Origin of the sequence: Teichococcus aerophilus (assembly GCF_014490485.1) — a bacterium.
Taxonomy (GTDB): Bacteria; Pseudomonadota; Alphaproteobacteria; order Acetobacterales; family Acetobacteraceae; genus Pseudoroseomonas; species Pseudoroseomonas aerophila.
The window spans coordinates 194,674-213,610 of sequence record NZ_JACTVA010000001.1; the positions used below are offsets into that span (position 1 = coordinate 194,674).

Sequence of the window (18,937 nt, forward strand, 5' to 3'; positions counted from 1 at the left end):
GGCCATGGCGCTGCAACATGCAGCCAGAACTTCGGTACGGCGGGACGGGACAGCCGCAGGGAAACGTCTCGTCTGCAACGCCACAGCCCCAGCAACGAAAGCAGACACGATGCCCGCGACGTGGCCGCTTGAGCATGGTTGGCATCACCATGGCCTCGCGCGCTCGCGCCGCCGTGCCATTGCGGCGCCCGGCGAATGGGCTTCTACTGCCAGCAGCCGCGCCGCGCGTGGCCGGTGGCGAAGCCCTCCGGCTGCCCCCGTCCCGGCACGATACGGATTCTGGCAGGCGGAGTAGCGACATGGGTGCCTTGGTGATCAGCGGCGGGCGGGTGGTGGACCCGGCGAGCGGCATGGATGCTGTCGCGGATGTGGTGGTCCAGGATGGCCGGATCGCTGCCATCGGCACCGGGCTGGGCGAGGCGGAACGGGTGATCGATGCCACCGGCCTGGTGGTTGCGCCCGGCTTCATCGACCTGCACGCGCACGGCCAGTCCATCCCCGCCGACCGCATGCAGGCCTTCGATGGCGTCACCACCTCGCTCGACCTCGAGGCCGGTGTATTGCCCGTCGCGTCCTGGTACCGGCGGCAGGCCGAGAATGGCCGGGTGCTGAACTACGGCGCCGCCACCAACTGGGCCTTCGCCCGCATTGGCGCGATGGTCGGCAGCAACGAGGAATCCTCGCTGGAGGCCTTCGGCCGCGCGATGCGCGACCGCCGCTGGATGGACAACATCGCGACGGATGCCGAGGTGGACGGCATCCTCGACCGCATCGCCCAGGGGCTGAACGAGGGCGGCATCGGCATCGGCATCCTCAACGCCTACGCGCCGGGCGCCGGGGTGCAGGAACTCGCCTCGGTCTGCCAGTTGGCGGCGGCACATAACGTACCGACCTTCACGCATGTCGCCTACATGGCGCGCATGGATCCGAAGAGCGCGGCGGAGGCTTATATCCGCCTCATCGGCTATGCCGGCGCGACCGGCGCGCATATGCACATCTGCCACTTCAACAGCTCGAGCAAGACGGATATCGCCCGCTGCTATGAACTGGTGCGGAAGGCGCAGCTTCAGGGCCTGCCGATCACGGTGGAGGCCTATCCCTACGGCACCGGCTCCACCGTCATCGCCGCCGATTTCTTCAGCGACCCGCAGTTCGAGGCCCGCAACGGCCTCGGCTACGATTCCGTGCAACGGGTGACGGACGGCCACCGCTTCCACGACCGGGAGGAACTGCTGGCGGCGCAGGCCGAGGACCCGTCCCAGCTGGTGCTGTGGCATGTGCTGGACACCGAGCATAACGAGCGGCACCGCGAGTTGCTGGACATGGCGGTGCTGTACCCGGAAGGCGCCATCGCCTCGGACGCGATGCCCTGGAGCATGCCAGACGGCAGCACCTATACCGGCGATGCCTGGCCGTTGCCGGAGGAAGCGACCTCCCACCCGCGCTCGGCCGGCTGCTTCACCCGCTTCATCCGCCACTGGGTGCGGGAGCGGCAGACGGTGCCGCTGATCGAGGGCATCCGCAAATGCTCGCTGATCCCGGCGCAGATCCTGGAAGCCAGCACGCCCGCCATGCTTGGCAAGGGACGGCTGCAGCCGGGCTCGGACGCCGATGTCGTGGTCTTCGATTACGAAACGCTGACCGACCGGTCCGAATTCACCGCGATGAACCGCCCGGCGGAAGGCGTGCGCCATCTGATCGTCAGCGGCCAGAAGCTGATCACCGACGGGGTGCTGGATCTGGCCGCCCGGCCCGGCAAGCCGGTGCGCCGCCCCGCCTCCGTCCGCTGATGGCGGAGGGGCCGGTTCCGGTCCTGCTCGTCACCGGGTTTCTGGGGGCGGGCAAGACCACGGTGGTGAACCACATCCTGGCGGAGGCCGGCGGTCGCCGGATCGCCGCCGTGGTGAACGATTTCGGTGCCATCAACATCGATGCGGAACTGATTGCCGGCGCCAGCGACGGCGTGATCAGCCTGGCCAATGGCTGCATCTGCTGCACGCTGGAAGGTGACCTGCTGCGCACTCTGGCCAATATCCTGCGGCGGGACCCGCGGCCGGAGGCCATCGTCATCGAGACCAGCGGCGTGGCCGATCCCGCCGATATCGTGCGCAACCTGCTGGACCCGGTCATCCTGCGGGAAGCGCCGCTGGAGACGGTGCTGTGCGTGGTCGATGCCACCGCCCCGCCCGCTGCGCTGGAGGACCCGCTGCTGCTGGCCCAGCTGCGCATGGCCGACGTGGTGGCGCTGAGCAAGACCGACCTGGCCGACGCCGCCGGGCAGCAGCGCGTGCGCGAAGCCGTCGCGCGCCAGCGCCCTTCCGCCATCGTGGTGGAAGCGCCGCAAGGCCAGGTGCCGCTGCCAGTGGTGCTGCCGGACGACCCAACCCGCCCACCGGTGCCGCGCGACCCCGGCCGCCGCCGCCCGCATGCCGACCGGTTCGAGACGCTGAGCTGGACGGCCGATGCGGCCCTGTCCCTGCCGCGCCTGCAGGCCGCGATCGGCCGCCTTTCGCCTCGCCTGGCCCGCGCCAAGGGGGTCTTCGAGGCCGCGGGGCAGCCGGGCCGCCCCTTCCTGTTCCAGCTGGCCGCCGGGCGCGCCACGCTGGCGCCAATGAAGCCGCCCTCCGGCCCGGGCCCCGCCGGACTGCCGCGCGCACGCATCGTGTTCATTGCCGAGATCGGGCGACTTTCCACCGCCGAGATCGGTGCGGCACTCGAGGAATGCATCGTCCCGACCTAGGGCGTGACCGCCGCAAGCCGACGCGGTGGGCACGCTTTGGCCGCTTGGCGAGCCTGCCGTAGCGACACAAGCCTGCGCCGCGTGCCGGGCAAAGGGCCACCCGGCAGCCATTGGCCCTCTCGCCAATAACCCGCGTGGCATAGGCAGCAGAGCTGGCAACCGGACGGGCCAGGGTCCGGAGCGGCCTGAAATCCGCCTTGCCCTGCGGCGGCCACTCTGCTCGGCTGTGGCAACCGGGCCTTGGCCCCGGTCTACGGGGAGGCTGCCATGCGCGCGCAACTTGGTGCCCTGATTCTCGCGACCAGCATCGTGCAGCTGGCCAACGGCTTCTTCACCACGGTGCTGTCTCTCCGCCTTGGGCTGGAATCGTTTGATCCCGCGCTCGAAGGCGTGGTGATGAGCGCCTACTTCATCGGCTTCACCATCGGCTCGGTCACCTGCGGGCGGCTGTTGCGACGGATCGGGCATATCCGTGCCTACGCCGCTTTCGGCGGCATCGTCATCGCGGCGACGGCGATCCTGGCGGCGGTGGTCGACCTCGCCGCCTGGGGCCTGATGCGGGCCGCGATCGGCTATGGCTGCGCCGGCCTGTTCGTCACCACGGAAAGCTGGCTGCACGCCAAGGCGCCCAGTGCCACGCGCGGCCGGGTCTTCGCCGTCTACATGGTCGGCACCTTCATCGCCCTCGCGCTCGGGCAGCTACTGGTCGGCGCGCTGCCGGTGGAGGGGAGCCTGCCCTTCCAGATCATCCTGGCCCTGTTTGCCGTGGCGTTGGTGATGGTCAGCACGACCTCGGCGGAGCCGCCCGCCATAGCGGCGGAAGGGCGGCTCGCCTATGCGGAGCTGATCCGCGCGGCGCCGCTGGCGGTGTTGGGGTGCTTCATCGCCGGCATGGTGAGCGCGACGTTCTACGCCGTCTTTCCAGCCTGGATGCTGGCGAACCAAATCCCGCAGGCGACGATTTCGCTGTTCATGCTGGCGGCGGTGCTGGGCGGCCTGGCCTTCCAGCTTCCCGTCGGCCTGCTGTCCGACCGCTTCGACCGGCGTTTGCTGCTCGGCATTCTGGCCACCGGGCTGGCCGTGGCCGCGTTGCTGCTGAACGTCGTGCCGCGCAGCTACGCGGCGATCCTGCCTGTCGCCGCCGTGCTGGGCGGGTTCATGTCGACGCTCTATCCCGTCTGCATCTCCAATGCCATGGACAACATTTCCTCGGACCGGGTGGTGCTGGTCAGCAGCCGGATGATCCTCATCAGCGGCATCGGGTCGGCCTGCGGCCCGGTCTCGGCGTCCTGGATCATGGGGCATTTGGATATCGACGGCGTGCTGTATGTCATGGCGGGTGCCACGCTGCTGCTGGCGGTCCTCGCCTTCCTGCGCGCCTTCACCCGGGCGGAGGCGGCGCATGAGGCGCGTCCTTTCACCGTCGTGGCGCCGCAATCCATCCAACTGGCGCCCGACGCGCCGTAGCAGGGCGCGCAACGACCCTGTCGCCGCTTGAAACCTTCACGGGATCGAGGCGAAGCGGCGGCTGAGGAATGGGGAACCGGCGAGGCCGAAGCGCCACAGCGTCTCCACCCCCCGCGTGATGCCGATGCGCGGCCCGCTGACCACCGCCCCATCCGGCCGCCCGGCGAGGAGCGAGAAGGGCGCCGCGTCGAGCGGCAGGCCATCATGCGCCCCGGTGACGCCAAGCGCCTGGGTCAGGCGCCCCGGGCCGCTGCACAGCAGAGCCGGCACGGTCTGGCCACGCCGATGCTGCATGACGTCAATGCCGGCCACCGGCTGCAATGCCCTGATGAGGACGGCGGCACCCAGTGGCTGCGCACCGCAGACGACGTTCAGGCACCAATGCAGGCCGTAAGAGCGGTAGACATAGGCGTGGCCCGGCGGCCCGAACATCGCGGCATTGCGCCTGGTCGGCCCGGCATAGCTGTGCGAGGCGGGATCTTCGTGATCATACGCCTCCGTCTCCACGATGATGCCGCCGACGCCATCCACCAGCATGGTGGCGCCGATCAGCTCCCGCGCCACGCTGGCGGCGGGGCGGGCGAAGAATGCGCGGGGCAGCAGGGACAAGCGGCAGGCACCTTTCCAGGCAGAATGGGGAAGAAATACCTGCTGCCTTGCGGTGCCGGAAGGGGCCCGGGGCCCTGCCGCAGATCGGGCGTGGGTGCCAGGGGGCGGTGCGGGCCAGCGTGCCGGGGCGGCGTCCAACGTCATCGCCGCCGGATCAGCTGTTCCGCAGATCCTTCTTGTTGGACCGGTAGGTGCGCTGCTGCGCGGCCAGGCGGCGGCGCCCGGCTTCCTGCGCCGCCCGGTCCTTCGTTTGCGCCGAGGCGGCGATCTCCTGGCTCAGCTTCTGGAAATGCGCCCAGCGCGTGGGGTCGAGGCTACCATCCTCCAGCGCACCACGCACGGCGCAGCCCGGCTCGCTGCCATGGGTGCAATCGCGGAAGCGGCAGTTCTGCGCCAGTTCCTCGATATCATCGAACACCGCGTTCAGGCCCTCATCCGCGTCGACCAGCCCGACCTCGCGGATGCCAGGCGTATCGAGCAGCAGCCCGCCGCCGGGCAGCAGCACCAGTTGCCGGTAGCTGGTGGTGTGCCGCCCGCGTGCATCGGCTTCGCGGATGCCCTGGGTCGCCATCCGCTCCTCGCCCAGCAGCGCGTTCACCAAGGTGGACTTGCCGACGCCGGAGGAGCCGATCAGCACGCAGGTCTCGCCCGGCCGGACGTGTTCCATCAGGCTCTCCAGACCGACCCCCTGGCGGACCGAGACGGCGACCACCGGGCAGCCGGACGCCATCGCGGCGATCTCGGCAGCCTGGCCCGCCGGGTCCTCGCTCAGGTCGGATTTGGTCAGCACTACCACCGGCTGCGCACCGCTCTGCCAGGCCGCGGCGAGGAAACGCTCCAGCCGTCGCGGGTTGAGATCGGCGTTCATCGAGGTGACGACGAAGACGACATCAATATTGGCGGCGATGACCTGCAGGGTCTGCACGCTATCCGCCGCCCGGCGCACGAAGGCGGTGCGGCGCGGCAGCACGGCGTGCATGGTGGCCGAACCTTCGCCCGGTTTGACCGAGAGCGCCACCCAGTCCCCGGCTGCCGGGTAGCCGGCTTCCCGTGCCTCGTGGCGCAGGCGGCCAGAGAGGCGGGCGCTCACGATGCCGGCCTCCGTGGCCACAAGCTGTGCTTCCCGCCGCTGGACGACGATACGGCCGGGGACGTAGCCGGCGCGCGCATACGGCTCGAAGGCCAGCTGCAATGCGTCGGTCCAGCCATATTGCTCGATCAAGGGCGGCACTCTCCTGTGGAAGGGACATCCTAGCACCGACCGGGCGGCAAACCGACCCTTTGGACCGACGCACGGCCAACCGCCCCGCCCAGGCCGGCGGCGCGGATTGTGAACGGCCTGGATGCACCCCCCGGCGCCCAAGCGGGTTACGTTGGGCAGGGAAGGCAGGAGGCCACGGTCATGATGCGCCGGATCGGCCGCTGGGTGCTGGCGCTGGCGTATCTGGCGGCCGGCATCCTTCACCTCGCCATGCCGGAGGCCTTCCTGCGGATCGTGCCGGGCTGGGTGCCGTATCCGCACGCGGTGATCCTGGCCACCGGAGCCTGCGAGATCCTAGGCGCCATCGGGCTGATGACCCGCAGGCTGCGTCGCGCCGCCGGCATCGGCCTCGCCCTCTATGCCGTCTGCGTCTTCCCCGCGAACATCAAGCACGCGGTCGACGACCTCTCGGGCCTCCATGCCGGGCTGGGCTGGTGGTACCACGGGCCGCGCCTGGCTCTGCAGCCGGTGCTGGTGTGGTGGGCCCTCCAGGCCGGCGTCATCTTCCAGGGACGGTCCGAAAGCGCCCGGCGACGGGTCAGGTCGCCGGTGAAGGGACAGGCGGACGGCGCCTGGCCGTGATCCTAGCGCCCGCTTGGCGGGGTAGCCCGGGACCGCTGCCCACCGACCAAGACGGGGCGGCCCCGCTCCGCTATAGCGTCGCCATTCGGGGAGTGGCGCATGGCGGAGCGGAAGCAGACAGTGGCGGGCATCGCCTGCGGCATGGGGGCCGGCGCGTTGTGGGGCCTGGTGTTCCTGGCGCCGGAACTGGTGCGGGAGTTCAGTCCGCTTCAGCTCACCATCGGCCGATATCTCTGCTACGGCCTGGTCTCCGTGGCGCTGATCGCGCCGCGCTGGCGGGCGCTTTCCGCCCGCCTAGGCCGGCGGGAGTGGTGGGCGCTGGCCTGGCTCGCCCTGGCGGGCAACACGCTCTACTATATCCTGCTCTCCAGCGCCGTGCAGATCGGCGGCATCGCCATGACTTCGCTCGTCATCGGCTTCCTGCCCGTCGCAGTCACCATCGTCGGCAGCCGGGACCGGGGCGCGGTGCCGCTTGGCAAGCTGGTGCCGTCCCTGCTGCTCTGCGCGGTGGGGGCCGTCTGCATCGGCTGGCAGGCGCTGGCGTCACCCGCCTCCGGTTCCGCCACCGCACAAGTTACCGGCCTGCTCTGCGCGATCGGCGCGCTGGCCTCCTGGGCCACCTACGCGGTCGGCAACAGCCGCTGGCTGGGGCGCCTGCACCATATCTCCGTGCATGACTGGAACCTGCTGACCGGGGTGGTGACTGGAGCGCAGGCGGTCCTGCTGATCCCGGTGGCGCTCTGGCTCAGCACGTCCCGGCCGGATGGCACGGCCTGGGCCCATTTCGCCGCCGTGTCCTTCGGCGTGGCCGTACTCGCCTCCATCGTCGGCAATGCGCTGTGGAACCGGATGAGCCGCCTGCTGCCGCTGACCATGGTGGGGCAGATGATCCTGTTCGAGACCCTCTTCGCCCTCATCTACGGCTTCCTGTGGGAGCAACGGCTGCCGGAATTGCTGGAGACCGTCGCCTTCGTATTGGTTGTCCTCAGCGTCGTGTCCTGCATCGCCGCGCATCGCAAGCCTGTGGTGGCGGCAGTGACGCAGACGGTGGCGTGAGCGCGGCGCCTTGGCGGCCGTGCCGCGGGCGGGGGCGAATGCCGGCGCCGGCACGACCCGTGGGCGGCATTGGGCAGAGTAACGGCGCCACTCGGCCCGGAACGGCCCTGGCGCGCCTCAGGCCCTGTAGATCGTCTGGCCTTCCTTGATCGTCTCGACCACCTTGAGCTCTGAGAGGACCTCCGGCGACACCGCCAACGGGTTCCGGTCCAGCAGCACGAAATCGGCCAGCTTGCCGGCCTCGATGGAGCCCTTGGTCGCTTCCTCGTAGTGCTGGTAGGCCGGCCAGATCGTCATCGCCTTCAAGGCATCCCGCGCACTGACGCGTTGCTGCGGGCCGAGGATGTCGCCGCTGCGGGTACGGCGGGTGACGGTAGCGGATAGCACCCGCATGGAATCCGGGTTGGCGACCGGCGCATCATGGTGGGTGGTGAAGATCATGCCGCGTTCCAGCGCGGAAGCGCAGGGGGAGATGTTCTCCGCGCGCGCCGGGCCCAGCACCGAATCCCGGTGCCAGTCGCCCCAGTAGAACGTGTGCATCGGGAAGAAGGACGGAATGATGCCGAGCGCCTTCAGTGGGTCGAGCTGATCCAGGCGGCAGGTCTGCCCGTGGATCAGCACCGGGCGGCGGTCCTGCTGCCCATGCTTGCGCGTGGCCGCGCCGACCGCGGCGATCAGCAGGTCGATCGCGGCATCTCCGTTGCAGTGCACGAGGATCTGCCAGCCCTTGGCAAAGGCCTGGTCGATCGCCGCCGCCGCCTCTTCCTTCGTGATGGCGGGGTAGCCGGCGTAATCCGGGCCCTGACCTTCCGGCGGCACGAAATAGGGCTGGGTCAGCCAGGCGGTCTTGCCCTGCGGGGAGCCGTCGATCGTCATCTTGGCGCCGCCGACGCGGTAGCGGTTCCGGTAGCGGCGAGACGGCTCGATGGTGTTGGTGGGATCGAGGATATCCGGATACACCAGGACATCCGCCGCCAGAAGACCCCTTTCCGCCGCTTTGGACAGCATGGCGGAGGTGGCGCCCATGGCCCGCGCCTCCTGGATGGTGGTGTAGCCGAAGCTGGCACAGAAGGCCGCTCCCGCCTTGATCATCGCCAGGTAGGCATCCTCGTCGAAGCGGGAGAGCAGCGCCCCGGCCAACTGGAAGAACGCGTACTCCTCGCACACCCCGTTGGGCTGCTGGCTGCCGGCCTCCCGCCGGAACACGCCGCCTTCGGGGTTGGGGGTGGCGGCGGTGATGCCGGCCAGTTCCAGTGCCTTGCTGTTGCCGACGCCGAGATGGCTGGACTGGTGGATGATGAGGATCGGCACTTCGCTGGCCACCGCATCCAGGTCCTTCCGCGTCGGGTGGCGCTGCTCCCTGAGTTGGGAGTCGTCGTAGCCGAAGCCGATCACCAGGTTGTAGCGGGCGATGACGGCGGCATTGCGCCCGATCCAGGCCCGGATCAGGCGTTGCAGGGCCGGGATGTCGTTGCCCTCGCCATCCGGCGCCGGCAGCAGGTTGGCGGAGAGGGATTGCAGCCCGACCATGACGACATGGCCGTGCGGATCGAAGAAGCCGGGCAGCATGGTCCGGCCGGCGAGGTCCACCAACCGGGGTACGCCCACCGCCTGCCTCGCCACGTCCGCGTGGCTGCCAGCGGCGACGATGCGGCCGGCGCGGACCAGCACGGCCTCGGCTTCCGGCTGGCTGTCATTCATGGTCAGGATGGGGCCGCCGGAATAAAGGCTGTCACCCGGCGCGGCCTGGGCCGTCGCCGCGCTGCACAGGAAGCGGCCGGCCGTGGTGGCGAAGCCCGCCGACAAGGCCGCCGTGCCCGCGCCGCGCAGCACGGCGCGGCGGGACGCCTTGGAGAACCCGTTCGTCACCACGGTCATGAGCGGGCTGCACGCGACGCACATGATGCGGGCCCTCGATCGTTGCGGTAGGCGACCTGACCACGAATCCTCGCCAGTGCCTAGGCTCAAGCCCGTGAGGCCCGGCGACACCGCCTGCTACGGCTGCGTCAGGGCCCTTCGCTGCGCGGAGAGCTCCTGGAAGCGCGCACGGAGCGACTGAGCGATCATCCGTGCCTCGAACGCGCGGGACCGGGTTTCGGATATCTGGAGACGGAGCTCATGGGCGCGGTCGCGATGCCCCTGCATCAGGATCGCCGCGAAGCGCATTCGCGAAATATACTGCAAGAGTGCGTCGTCATCTTGAAGCACGGGGGCTTTCCATCGTGGCGGCACAGCGGCAGCCGATTTAGACGGAGAAGAACGCGCCTCTCAAGGTGCGGCTTGGCCATTGCCCGGGCTAAACCCAGGGCCGCGCCGCCCTGCTTGGTTCCGGCCGTTACTACCGCGAGGCACCCGCAGTTCCTGCAGGTGGATCCGGTAGTTCTCCAACGCCTTTTCCAGCGACACCAGCAGCTTCTGCGCCATTTTCTCCGCGCGGGGATGATTGTCGCGCTTCATCTCCTCCAGGATGCGGCGCTGCTTCGCCACACGCATCTCGCCGTCTTTGACGTGGCGCTCGGCCAGGGCCAGCAGGCTCTCGGCAGGGATCGGATGGTCCGACATCGGCACGGCCTTCACCAGTGAAGTGCCACCGTGCCACGCCTTGCAGCGTTCGGTCACGCTTTCAGATGACGCGGCGGCCATGTTCCACCCGGCAACGAGGCCTGCATCGACCGCACTGGCACGAAACCTCGGCATGGTGGCGTGAGTTTTCGTGACAGCTTCCTCGGGATCAACACATGCTCGCATCGTTTCTGATGGGCCTCGTCGGCGGCCAGCGCGGAATGACGCCACTGGCCGCTGTCTCCGTCGCGGCCGCGCGCGGTGACCTGCCATGGGATAATGGCGCGCCACGGATCCTGTCGCATCCGCTTGTCGCCGGCACCACGGTCGCGATCGCGGCGGCCGAGCTGGCGGGGGACAAGATGAAGTCGGCGCCGGACCGTACGGTGCCGATCGGGCTGTTCACGCGCTTCATCGCCTCCGCCATCGCGGGTGCCGCGTTGGCGCCGCGGCGGCAGCGCTGGCTGGCCGGCGCGGTGGGCGGCACCACCGCGGTGGTTGCGTCCTATCCCGGGCTGCACGCCAGGCTGGCCACCATGCCGCGCTACGGCCAGACGCGCACGGGACTGGTGGAGGACGCCATCGTCCTCACCAGCGCCGTTGCGATTGTCTGCGCGCTCAGCCGCCTGTCCGCGCGGTAGCGCGCCATGCGCCGGGGGCAGGTGCGCTGCCTCCGGCGCATGAGATCCGCTGAGGCGCCTGGTTAGCGCTGTTGCGCTGTGGGTGGCCTGCCTTCCTCGGCCTCTCCGCTCACGTACCAGACATTGTAGCCAACGAAGATTGCGACCACGATCGCGACGATGATGATGGCTACGGTCGCGCCGCCGCGACGCTTGTCGGTTTTCCCCGGCATGGGTTTCTCCATTCTTCACATGCGGGTTGAACGGGGCGGACGGCGCATTGTTTCCGGCAGTCGCCTGACTCGGCGTGCCTGGAGCGGCACGCGGCCGCATTCAGCCCAGCGCGGGCCATCAGCCACGGTAGCGCAGGGCCTCGACCAGCAGGGCGAAGGCGGGGGTCGGCTGGCGGCGGCTGGGGTAGTAGAGGTGGTAGCCGGAGAATGGCTCGCACCAATCCGCCAGCACCCGTACCAGCCTGCCATCGTCGATATAGGCTTGCACCTGTTGTTCGGGCAGGTAGAGCAGGCCAAGCCCGGCGAGTGCCGCATTCAGCATCAGGGTGGTGCTGTTGAACACCAGCTGGCCTTCCACCCGTACCCGGATCTCCTTCTTGCCCTTCTCGAATTCCCAGGCATAGAGCCCGCCATGCTTCGGCAGGCGGATGTTGATGCAGTTATGCGCCGTCAGGTCCTGCGGCTTGCGTGGCTGCGGCCGGGTGGCGAAATAGGCGGGGGAGCCGACGACGGCCATCCGCATCTCCGAGCTGATCGGCACCGCGATCATCCCCTTCGCCAGCGTCTCACCGGTGCGGATGCCGGCGTCGCACTGCTCGGCGGCGATGTCGGTCAGGCCGTAATCAACGACGATCTCCGCCTTGATGTCCGGGTAGGCTGGCAGGATGCGTTCCAGCACCGGCATCAATGCCGAGATGGCGGCATTCTCGGTGGCGGAGATGCGGATGGTGCCGGATGGCTTCTCCCGCAGCGCGCTCAGGGCGGCCAGTTCTTCCTCGATCTCGGCAAGGCGTGGGCCGACATTGCGCAGCAGCCGCTCCCCGGCCTCGGTCGGCGCCACGCTCCGCGTCGTCCGCGTCAGTAGCCGCAGGCCGAGGCGGGCCTCCAGCTCCCGCACCGTCTGGCTGAGCGCGGAGGGCGAAACACCGAGCTTCGCGGCGGCCCCGGTGAAGCTCCGCTCCCGCGCCACAGCCAGCAATGCCTTCAGATCATTGAGGTTCGCGCCGGCCATTTTGAAGCGTTCCTTCAAAGTCCATCCCGCGTTTACGGCCTAATCCCAGGATCATCCACCCCTTACCTGATGGAGAGGAACACGGCGCGGCCCCCTTGCAAGGCCACGCGGACGTCATGGAGCATTGCGATGGACATCAAACGCCCCGGTACCGAGCCCTCCACCAAGGGGCCGGCCGACTACTTCACCGGCATCGTCCGTATCGATCCGCTGTTCAGCCCGCGCGATCCGGCGCGCGTCGCCGGCGCGCTGGTGACGTTCGAGCCTGGGGCACGGACGGCCTGGCACACGCATCCGCTCGGCCAGACGTTGTTCGTCACCGCCGGCTGCGGCTGGGTGCAGCGGGAAGGCGGGCCGGTCGAGGAAATCCGGCCCGGTGACGTCGTCTGGTTCCCGCCCGGCGAGAAGCACTGGCACGGCGCCACGGCGACGACGGCGATGAGTCACATCGCCATCCAGGAGAAGCTCAACGGCTCCCCGGTCGACTGGCTGGAGCATGTGACGGACGCCCAGTACACGCGCTGATCCAGGCGCCTTTACCAATGGTGTAAACGCATCGCCGGCATTGCGCCGGCGATGCCTACGGAACGGGAACCGCCATCATACCTCACGTCATCATCAAGCTCCTCGCCGGACGGTCCAAGCCGCAGAAGGCACGGATTGCCGAGGCCGTGTGCCAGGCCATCATCGCCACCACCAGCAATGGCGAAGATGCCGTCTCCGTCAGCATCGAGGACGTGCAGAAGGATGCGTGGGCGGAGGTGGTGTGCCGGCCGGACATCCTCGCTAAGCCGGACCGGCGTTGGCTGGATCCAGCGCGAAGGCGGCGCGGTAGAGGAGATGCGGCCCGGCGACGTGGTGTGGATTCCACCCGGCGTGAAGCATTGGCACGGCGCCGCCGCGACCACCGGCATGACGCATATCGCGCTGACCGAGCAGGTGGACGGGCAGGTGGCGACCTGGATGGAACAGGTCTCGGACGAGCAGTACCGTCGCTGAACGCCGATGCTATGCGCGGGCGAAGCGCTGGATGGAAAGGCCATCCAGCGCGGTCTCCGTTCGCCCGTCCAGCGCCAACTCGCACAGGACTGCACCCACGGCCGGGCCCAGTTGGAAGCCGTGGCCGGAGAAGCCGAAGGCATGCAGCAGGCCCGGCGTGGTGGCGCTGGGGCCCACCACCGGCAGGCGGTCCGGCATGATGCCGTCGATGCCGCTCCAGCTCCGGATGACGCTGACATCCGCCAGTTGCGGCACCAGCGCGGCGGCCCGCTGCATGGCCCGCAGCGTCACCACAGGGTCGGGGCGGGACATCGGCACGGCGGGGTCGCCGCTGCCATAGCCGCCACCGATGATAATGTTGCCGCGCGGGATCTGCCGCAGATACACGTTGCCGCCCACCACGCCCAGATTGGGGCGGATGAAGTAGCGCACAGGCTCCGTCACCAGCATGTTCGGCGTGTGGTGGCGGATCGGCACCGTTTCCCCGAACCATGCGGCCACCTGGCCGCCCCAGAAGCCCGCCGTGTTCAGCAGCCGGTCCGCGCTGTAGCGAATGCCGCCGGCCTCGACGACGAAGTGCCCCGCTTCCCGCCGGCAGGCGGTGACCGCGGTCTGCTCCAGGATGGTCGCCCCCGCCTGCCGGGCCGCGCGCGCCAGGGCAGGGGAGAGCAGGCGCGGATTGGCGGAACCGTCCTGCGGGGCGAAGGACGCCGCGACGGCATCCGCGCCCAGCCACGGATAGCGTTCGCGCAAGGCGGCGCCTTCCAGCATCTCCAGCGGCAGGCCGTGGGCGCGGGCCGTGTCCAGATAGGCGTAGAGCTCGGCTGCCTCGGCTTCGTTGCGCGCCAGCTTCAGATGCCCGGTCTCGGCAAATTCGCAGTCGGTGCCGATGAGTTCGGGCAGCCGGCGCCAGATGCCGTGGGCGCGGCGGGCCAGTGGCAGCTCGGCCGCGTGGCGTCCCTGTTGGCGCACGCCGCCGTAATTGGCGCCGGAGGCCTGGCTGCCCACCAACCCGCGCTCCAGCAGGATGACGCGGGCGCCGCGCCAGGCGAGGTACAGCGCCGCCGAGCAGCCGGCGCCGCCGCCGCCGATGATGATGACATCCGCGCTGTCGCTCACGCGCTCTCTCCCTGCCAGGCCGGCATGGGCAGTGGCTTGACCGGCGCCTGCCCGCGCAGGCGGCCGATGCCGGCGGCATCCGTGCCAAGCTGTGCCGCCAGCACCTCTGCCGCCGCGGCGCCGCAGACGCGGCCCTGACAGCGGCCCATGCCGATGCGGGTGAAGGCCTTGGCGCGGTTCACCTCCGGCGCCGCGCCGTGCGGGCCTTCGGGTGCGGCGGCCGCGCGCAACTCACCCGCTGTCACGGCCTCGCACCGGCAGAGAATGGTCTCGTCCGGCATGGTGGCGGCCAGGGAAATGGGGAAGGGGAAGGCTCGCTCCAGCGCCGCGCGGAAGCGGGCCTGCCGCCGCAGCCGGCGTTGCAGCCGGTTCACCAGCTTCTGGTCGGCCGGGAGCCCGGCATCGTCCAGTACGGCCTGCGCGGCGCAGGCGCCCGCCATTTCCGCCACCACGGCGCCACCAATGCCAGCACCGTCGCCCGCCACGTACAGGCCGGGCACCGGGGTGCGCCCCAGCGCATCCCGCTGCGGCACCCAATTGTGCTGCACGGTGTCGAAGCCGATCGGCACGCCGGCCAGGTCCGCCAGTTGCAGTTCCGGTCGCACGCCCCAGCCGAGGCCGACCGCGTCGCAGGCGGTGCTGTGCTCCCGCCCCGCCGCATCGCGCCAGCGCAGGGCGGAGATTGCGTCGGGCTGCTCCCCCTCGATGGCCAGGGGGGTGACGCCCTCCGCCACCCTCACGCCGGCGGCGCGCAGCCGCGCCACGTAATACAGACCCTTGGCCAGCGTCACCGGGTCGTGTGGCGCGCCGGCCAGGGCGCCCAGCTTGCGGCGGAAGCCGGTTGTGTCCAGCACGGCGGCCACGTTGGCCCCCGCCTTCATGTACTGGTAGGCCACCAGCCACAGCAGCGGCCCGCTGCCCAGGAACACCACCTTGGGCCCGATGGCGCAGCCTTGCGCCTTCAGCGCGATCTGCGCCCCGCCCAGGGTCGTGACGCCCGGGCGCGTCCAGCCCGGCAGCGGCACCACGCGGTCCATGGCGCCGGTGCACAGGATGGCGGCATCCACCTCTACCGCTTCTGCCCGCCCCTGGTGCAGCAGGTGCAGCCGCTTCTCGGCCCAGGTGACATCCCAGACCAGCGTATCGGGCCGCCACTCGGCGGCGGGCTTCGCCGCATCCAGTGCCGCGTGCAGCGCCTGGGCGCGCTTCGCCTCCAATCCGTAGAGCGCAGCCGCGCCGCGGCGGAAGCCGGCGGGCGGGCGCTGGTAGATGCGGCCGCCGCCATCCGGCGCCTCGTCCAGCCACAATGGGCGCAGCCCGGCCCGCACCAACTGCTCCACCGCACGCACCCCGGCGGGGCCGGCGCCGACCACTGCGACCTTCATGCCCGGCGCACCCGCATGCCGGCGGTGCAGCGCGTGGTGCAGGCGCGTACCCGCCCCTGGCCTTCCACCATCACGCGGCAATCCTGGCAGGCGCCCATCAGGCAGAACCCGGCGCGCGGCCCGTCCTCAAATTCGCTTTGGCGCAGGAAGCCGGCGAGGCCGGCTAGCAGGGCGGTCAACAGCGTGTCGCCTTCCCGGGCGGTGCACGCCGCGCCCTCGAAGCAGAAGGTGATCTCGGGCCGATCCTGATCGGCCAAACGTACCAGTCGCACGAATCTGTTCCTCGAATCTGCCCGATTGACGGGCAGTCCAGGTTATCCAGCCGGCAGTTTTTCCGAAAGACAGAAAAATTTCTGTAGTTTTTCCGTATTATGGAATTGTCGCGGAACCGTGAACACATCTAGGCTACCTGCATGAGCGCTGACCCCATCCAAGCCCCGGCCCCGCCGGACCCGGCCGAATCTGGCATCCAGGTGCTGGATCGTGTCGTCGGCCTGCTGGGACTGTTGGGCGAAGCGAGTGAAGGCGGCGCCCAGCTCTCCCGCCTCGCAGCCGGGCTCGGCCTCAGTGCCTCCACCGCCCACCGCCTGCTGGCGGCGCTGGAGCATCACGGCTGGGTGGAACGTGTGGAAGGTGGGCGGCGCTACCGCCTGGGCACCGCGCTGATCGGGCTGGCGGGGCAGGCGGCGGAGGGCACCGGGCTGCGGCGGCTGTGCCGCCCCGCCCTCACGCGCCTCACCGGCGAGAGCGGGGAGACCACCTTCCTCATCGTCCGCAGCGGCCTCAATGCCGTGGTGGTGGACCGGCAGGAAGGCGCCTATGTCATCGAAAGCCTCACCCATGGCGTGGGCGGGTTGATCCCGCTGGGCGTGGGTGCCGGCAGCGCCGCCATCCTGGCCAGCCAGCCACCGGCCGAGATCGAGGAAGTGCTGGCCGCCAATGGCGTTCGCTATCCCCAGTTCGGCACTAGCGGCGTCCAGGTGCGGCGGCGCGTGCAGCAGATCCAGCAAGATGGCTATTTGCTGAGCGAGGATTCGCTGATCTCGGGCCTCGCCGTGCTCAGCGTCGCCATCCGCCCGGCCGGCCACAACGTCACCGCGGCCATCGCCATGAATTTCATCGCCAGCCGCCATGACCAGGCGGCTCGGCACGCCTTTCTCGGCCTGGCACGCCAGGAGGCCGCGCGTATCGAGGCCGCCCTGGCGTTGCCGGGAAGCCTGCCCCGCCCCTCAAGCATCGGAGTTCCGTGAATGCCCCGCTCTCCCACGCTGCGCCTGCCTCGCCGCACGCTGCTGGCCACGGCACCCGCCTTGCTGGCGCTGCCGGCCCTGGTGCGCCCCGCCGCCGCGCAGGCCGCCTGGCCCACGCGACCGGTGCGCATGGTGGTGCCCTTCGCCGCCGGCGGTGCCACCGACCTCAGCAGCCGCGTGGTGGCGCAGAAGCTCTCCGAACTGCTCGGCCAGCCCATCGTGATCGAGAACCGGCCCGGCGCCGGCGGCACGCTGGGAGTGGACAACATCGCCAAGTCGGCGCCCGATGGCTACAGCTTTGCCATCAGCGGCCTGTCCACCACCGCGCTCGCGATGGGTCTGTACAAGAACCTGTCCTACGACCCGGTAAAGGACCTGATGCCGGTGGCGCCTACGGTGCTTGCGCCGATCGGCATCGTGGTGCGCAAGGGCCTCGGCGTCTCGACGCTGCAGGAATTCATCGCGCTGCTGAAGAGCAAGCCGGGCCAGCTGACCTATGGCAGCGCGGGTAACGGCGCTTCCGGCCACATCTCCTGCGTCGCGCTGCTGCAGCAGACCGGCACCAGCGCGGTGCATGTGCCCTATCGCGGCAGTGGCCCCGTGTTCAACGACCTTCTGGCCGGCGTCATCGACTTCACCGCCGACGTGCCGGGGCTGATGAAACCGCATGTGGAAAGCGGCGCCCTTGTGCCGCTGGTGATGGCGACCGAGCAGCGCTCCTCCATCCTGCCGAACGTGCCGACCAGCGCCGAGGCCGGGCTGCCCGGCTACAAGGCCTATTCCTGGTTCGGCATCTTCGCCCCCGCCGGTACGCCGCAGCCGATCATCGACAAGCTGGCACAGGCGACCGAGACGACGCTGACCGACCCCGCCATTGCCAGCCGGCTGGAGAACGAGGTCGGCCTGCCGCCCATGCCCGGCTACACCCCGGCAAAGTTTGCCGTGTTCCTGCGCCAGGAGATCGACTACTGGGTGCCGCTGGTGAAGGCGAGCGGCGCCAGCGCCGACTAGCCCCGCCCTATACCGGCGCGGCGGGGTCGGCGCAGAGGACAGTGAGGATCTCGCCCAGCCGGTCCAGCAGGGCGGAGGTTCCCATCGCCTGGCTGCGGGACATCAGGACGTCCCGCCGCACTTCCGGCAGGAAGGGGCGCGCCACCACGCCGGGTGGCAGACGCCGCTGCGCCAGCCCGTCGACGATGGCGTAGCCGACGCCTTCCTGCACCATCGCCACGGCGCTGACGGTGGTGCCGACCTCCACCGCCGGCAGCCGTTCCACGCCCTCCTGCCGGAAGGCCAGGTCCAGGCTGTGGCCGAAATCAAGCCAGCCGGCGAAGCCGACTTCCGGCTCCCCCGCCAGCAGGGCGGGGCGCAGCACCGGCTCCGCCGCCAAAGGGTGCCCCGCCGGCAGCAGCACGATGCAGGCAACGCTGCCCAGTGAGACCGTCTCCAGCCCCGGCAGCGCCATCGGCGTCAGTGCCAGGCCGACATCCAGCCGCCGGGCCAGTAGCGCTTCCCCCAGTTCCCGCACCGGCAACAACTGCACGGTCAGCCGCGCCGCCGGCCTTTCCCGCCGCAGGGCCGCCACCGCCGCCGGCACCACGGATACGGCCAGGGACGACGTGGCGCCCAGCCGCAGCAGCCCACCGCCATGGCCGCCGAGATCCCGTGCGAAAGCCTTGAAGCCCTGCAACTCCTGGTAAAGCCGCTCGGCCTCCGGCAACAGGGTCTGTGCTTCCGCCGTCGGCACCAGCCTACCGGCGAGGCGGCGGAACAACTGGAAGCCCAGCCGGTCCTCGCAATGCCGCAGCGCCTTGGAGAGCGCCGGCTGCGACACATGCAGCACCTCCGCCGCCGCATGCAGCGTGCGGTTCTGCATCACGGCGCGGAAGATCTCGATGTCTCGGGCGTTCATGGGGGTCATGATAGGGCGGGGGATGGCCGGGGAAAGAATTCCCCGGACCCCTTCTTTTCTTTTTTCGAGTTTGGAAAGGGCTCGGTGGCATAGGGCGGCGCCTGCGGGCGCGGCGGTAGGACCTTAAGTA

20 protein-coding genes and 1 pseudogene are annotated in these 18,937 nt (G+C 69.9%); 11 read left to right on the forward strand and 10 right to left on the reverse strand.

Annotated elements, in window-relative coordinates:
• Window positions 1-299: 299 nt before the first annotated feature.
• From IBL26_RS00810 to IBL26_RS00820, 3 genes are all read left to right on the forward strand, one after another.
• Complete coding sequence (locus IBL26_RS00810; protein ID WP_187782531.1) at window positions 300-1,790, forward strand: amidohydrolase family protein; 1,491 nt, start codon at window positions 300-302, stop codon at window positions 1,788-1,790.
• On the forward strand, window positions 1,790-2,740 hold the full coding sequence (locus IBL26_RS00815; protein WP_187782532.1) for a CobW family GTP-binding protein: 951 nt from the start codon (window positions 1,790-1,792) through the stop codon (window positions 2,738-2,740). Before IBL26_RS00810 ends, IBL26_RS00815 begins: the two co-directional genes overlap by 1 nt.
• Before the next feature lie 267 nt (window positions 2,741-3,007).
• Entirely contained in the window at window positions 3,008-4,207 is a 1,200-nt protein-coding gene (locus IBL26_RS00820; RefSeq protein ID WP_187782533.1) for an MFS transporter, read from the forward strand.
• 36 nt (window positions 4,208-4,243) lie between these two features.
• Here the strand turns inward: IBL26_RS00820 and IBL26_RS00825 are convergent, their stop codons facing one another.
• Both IBL26_RS00825 and rsgA read right to left on the reverse strand, forming a co-directional pair.
• Window positions 4,244-4,816, reverse strand: coding sequence for a DNA-3-methyladenine glycosylase (locus IBL26_RS00825; RefSeq protein ID WP_241748817.1), 573 nt, complete (start codon window positions 4,814-4,816; stop codon window positions 4,244-4,246).
• 154 nt (window positions 4,817-4,970) lie between these two features.
• Window positions 4,971-6,038 (reverse strand): ribosome small subunit-dependent GTPase A, encoded by a 1,068-nt coding sequence (rsgA, locus tag IBL26_RS00830; RefSeq protein ID WP_187782535.1) that lies wholly within the window; start codon window positions 6,036-6,038, stop codon window positions 4,971-4,973.
• Window positions 6,039-6,218: 180 nt separating this feature from the next.
• Between rsgA and IBL26_RS00835 the strand changes: the two genes are divergently transcribed.
• Window positions 6,219-6,659, forward strand: a complete 441-nt coding sequence (locus IBL26_RS00835; protein WP_187782536.1) for a DoxX family protein — start codon at window positions 6,219-6,221, stop codon at window positions 6,657-6,659.
• Window positions 6,660-6,758: 99 nt separating this feature from the next.
• Complete coding sequence (locus IBL26_RS00840) at window positions 6,759-7,715, forward strand: DMT family transporter (RefSeq protein WP_187782537.1); 957 nt, start codon at window positions 6,759-6,761, stop codon at window positions 7,713-7,715.
• A gap of 117 nt (window positions 7,716-7,832) precedes the next feature.
• On the opposite strand, the gene IBL26_RS00845 is transcribed toward IBL26_RS00840, so the two are convergent.
• Together IBL26_RS00845 and IBL26_RS00850 are read right to left on the reverse strand one after the other, a co-directional pair.
• Window positions 7,833-9,593 carry an amidohydrolase gene (locus IBL26_RS00845; protein ID WP_187782538.1) on the reverse strand — a complete coding sequence of 587 codons (1,761 nt, stop codon included), beginning with the start codon at window positions 9,591-9,593 and terminating at the stop codon, window positions 7,833-7,835.
• A 390-nt stretch (window positions 9,594-9,983) separates the two neighbouring features.
• Entirely contained in the window at window positions 9,984-10,358 is a 375-nt protein-coding gene (locus IBL26_RS00850) for a hypothetical protein (protein WP_187782539.1), read from the reverse strand.
• Between the two features lie 95 nt (window positions 10,359-10,453).
• Between IBL26_RS00850 and IBL26_RS00855 the strand changes: the two genes are divergently transcribed.
• Window positions 10,454-10,918 (forward strand): DUF4126 family protein, encoded by a 465-nt coding sequence (locus tag IBL26_RS00855; protein WP_187782540.1) that lies wholly within the window; start codon window positions 10,454-10,456, stop codon window positions 10,916-10,918.
• 62 nt (window positions 10,919-10,980) lie between these two features.
• Here the strand turns inward: IBL26_RS00855 and IBL26_RS00860 are convergent, their stop codons facing one another.
• Both IBL26_RS00860 and IBL26_RS00865 read right to left on the reverse strand, forming a co-directional pair.
• Entirely contained in the window at window positions 10,981-11,130 is a 150-nt protein-coding gene (locus IBL26_RS00860; RefSeq protein ID WP_187782541.1) for a hypothetical protein, read from the reverse strand.
• 118 nt (window positions 11,131-11,248) lie between these two features.
• A complete protein-coding gene (locus IBL26_RS00865; RefSeq protein ID WP_187782542.1) occupies window positions 11,249-12,142 on the reverse strand; it encodes a LysR family transcriptional regulator in 894 nt (297 codons plus the stop codon).
• A 129-nt stretch (window positions 12,143-12,271) separates the two neighbouring features.
• On the opposite strand from IBL26_RS00865, the gene IBL26_RS00870 reads away from it, so the two are divergent.
• From IBL26_RS00870 to IBL26_RS00880, 3 genes and pseudogenes are all read left to right on the forward strand, one after another.
• On the forward strand, window positions 12,272-12,667 hold the full coding sequence (locus IBL26_RS00870; RefSeq protein ID WP_187782543.1) for a (R)-mandelonitrile lyase: 396 nt from the start codon (window positions 12,272-12,274) through the stop codon (window positions 12,665-12,667).
• Window positions 12,668-12,759: 92 nt separating this feature from the next.
• A pseudogene (locus IBL26_RS25850) lies at window positions 12,760-12,888 on the forward strand (tautomerase family protein); the annotation flags it as partial.
• A 94-nt stretch (window positions 12,889-12,982) separates the two neighbouring features.
• Window positions 12,983-13,141: a cupin domain-containing protein gene (locus IBL26_RS00880; RefSeq protein WP_206684108.1), complete on the forward strand. Its 159-nt coding sequence runs from the start codon at window positions 12,983-12,985 to the stop codon at window positions 13,139-13,141.
• A 9-nt stretch (window positions 13,142-13,150) separates the two neighbouring features.
• Here the strand turns inward: IBL26_RS00880 and IBL26_RS00885 are convergent, their stop codons facing one another.
• From IBL26_RS00885 to IBL26_RS00895, 3 genes are read right to left on the reverse strand one after another with little or no spacing between them, the layout of a single operon-like run.
• A complete protein-coding gene (locus IBL26_RS00885; RefSeq protein ID WP_187782544.1) occupies window positions 13,151-14,260 on the reverse strand; it encodes an NAD(P)/FAD-dependent oxidoreductase in 1,110 nt (369 codons plus the stop codon).
• Window positions 14,257-15,645 (reverse strand): FAD/NAD(P)-dependent oxidoreductase, encoded by a 1,389-nt coding sequence (locus tag IBL26_RS00890; protein WP_187782545.1) that lies wholly within the window; start codon window positions 15,643-15,645, stop codon window positions 14,257-14,259. The genes IBL26_RS00885 and IBL26_RS00890 overlap by 4 nt, the downstream gene beginning before the upstream one ends.
• Window positions 15,642-15,917 (reverse strand): 2Fe-2S iron-sulfur cluster-binding protein, encoded by a 276-nt coding sequence (locus tag IBL26_RS00895; protein WP_187782546.1) that lies wholly within the window; start codon window positions 15,915-15,917, stop codon window positions 15,642-15,644. The genes IBL26_RS00890 and IBL26_RS00895 overlap by 4 nt, the downstream gene beginning before the upstream one ends.
• Before the next feature lie 141 nt (window positions 15,918-16,058).
• Here IBL26_RS00895 and IBL26_RS00900 point away from each other — a divergent pair, with 141 nt between their 5' ends.
• Entirely contained in the window at window positions 16,059-16,895 is an 837-nt protein-coding gene (locus tag IBL26_RS00900; RefSeq protein ID WP_187782547.1) for an IclR family transcriptional regulator, read from the forward strand.
• Complete coding sequence (locus IBL26_RS00905) at window positions 16,896-17,906, forward strand: Bug family tripartite tricarboxylate transporter substrate binding protein (protein ID WP_187782548.1); 1,011 nt, start codon at window positions 16,896-16,898, stop codon at window positions 17,904-17,906.
• Window positions 17,907-17,913: 7 nt separating this feature from the next.
• Here IBL26_RS00905 and IBL26_RS00910 read toward each other — a convergent pair whose 3' ends face one another.
• Complete coding sequence (locus tag IBL26_RS00910; protein ID WP_187782549.1) at window positions 17,914-18,807, reverse strand: LysR substrate-binding domain-containing protein; 894 nt, start codon at window positions 18,805-18,807, stop codon at window positions 17,914-17,916.
• Window positions 18,808-18,937 lie beyond the last annotated feature (130 nt).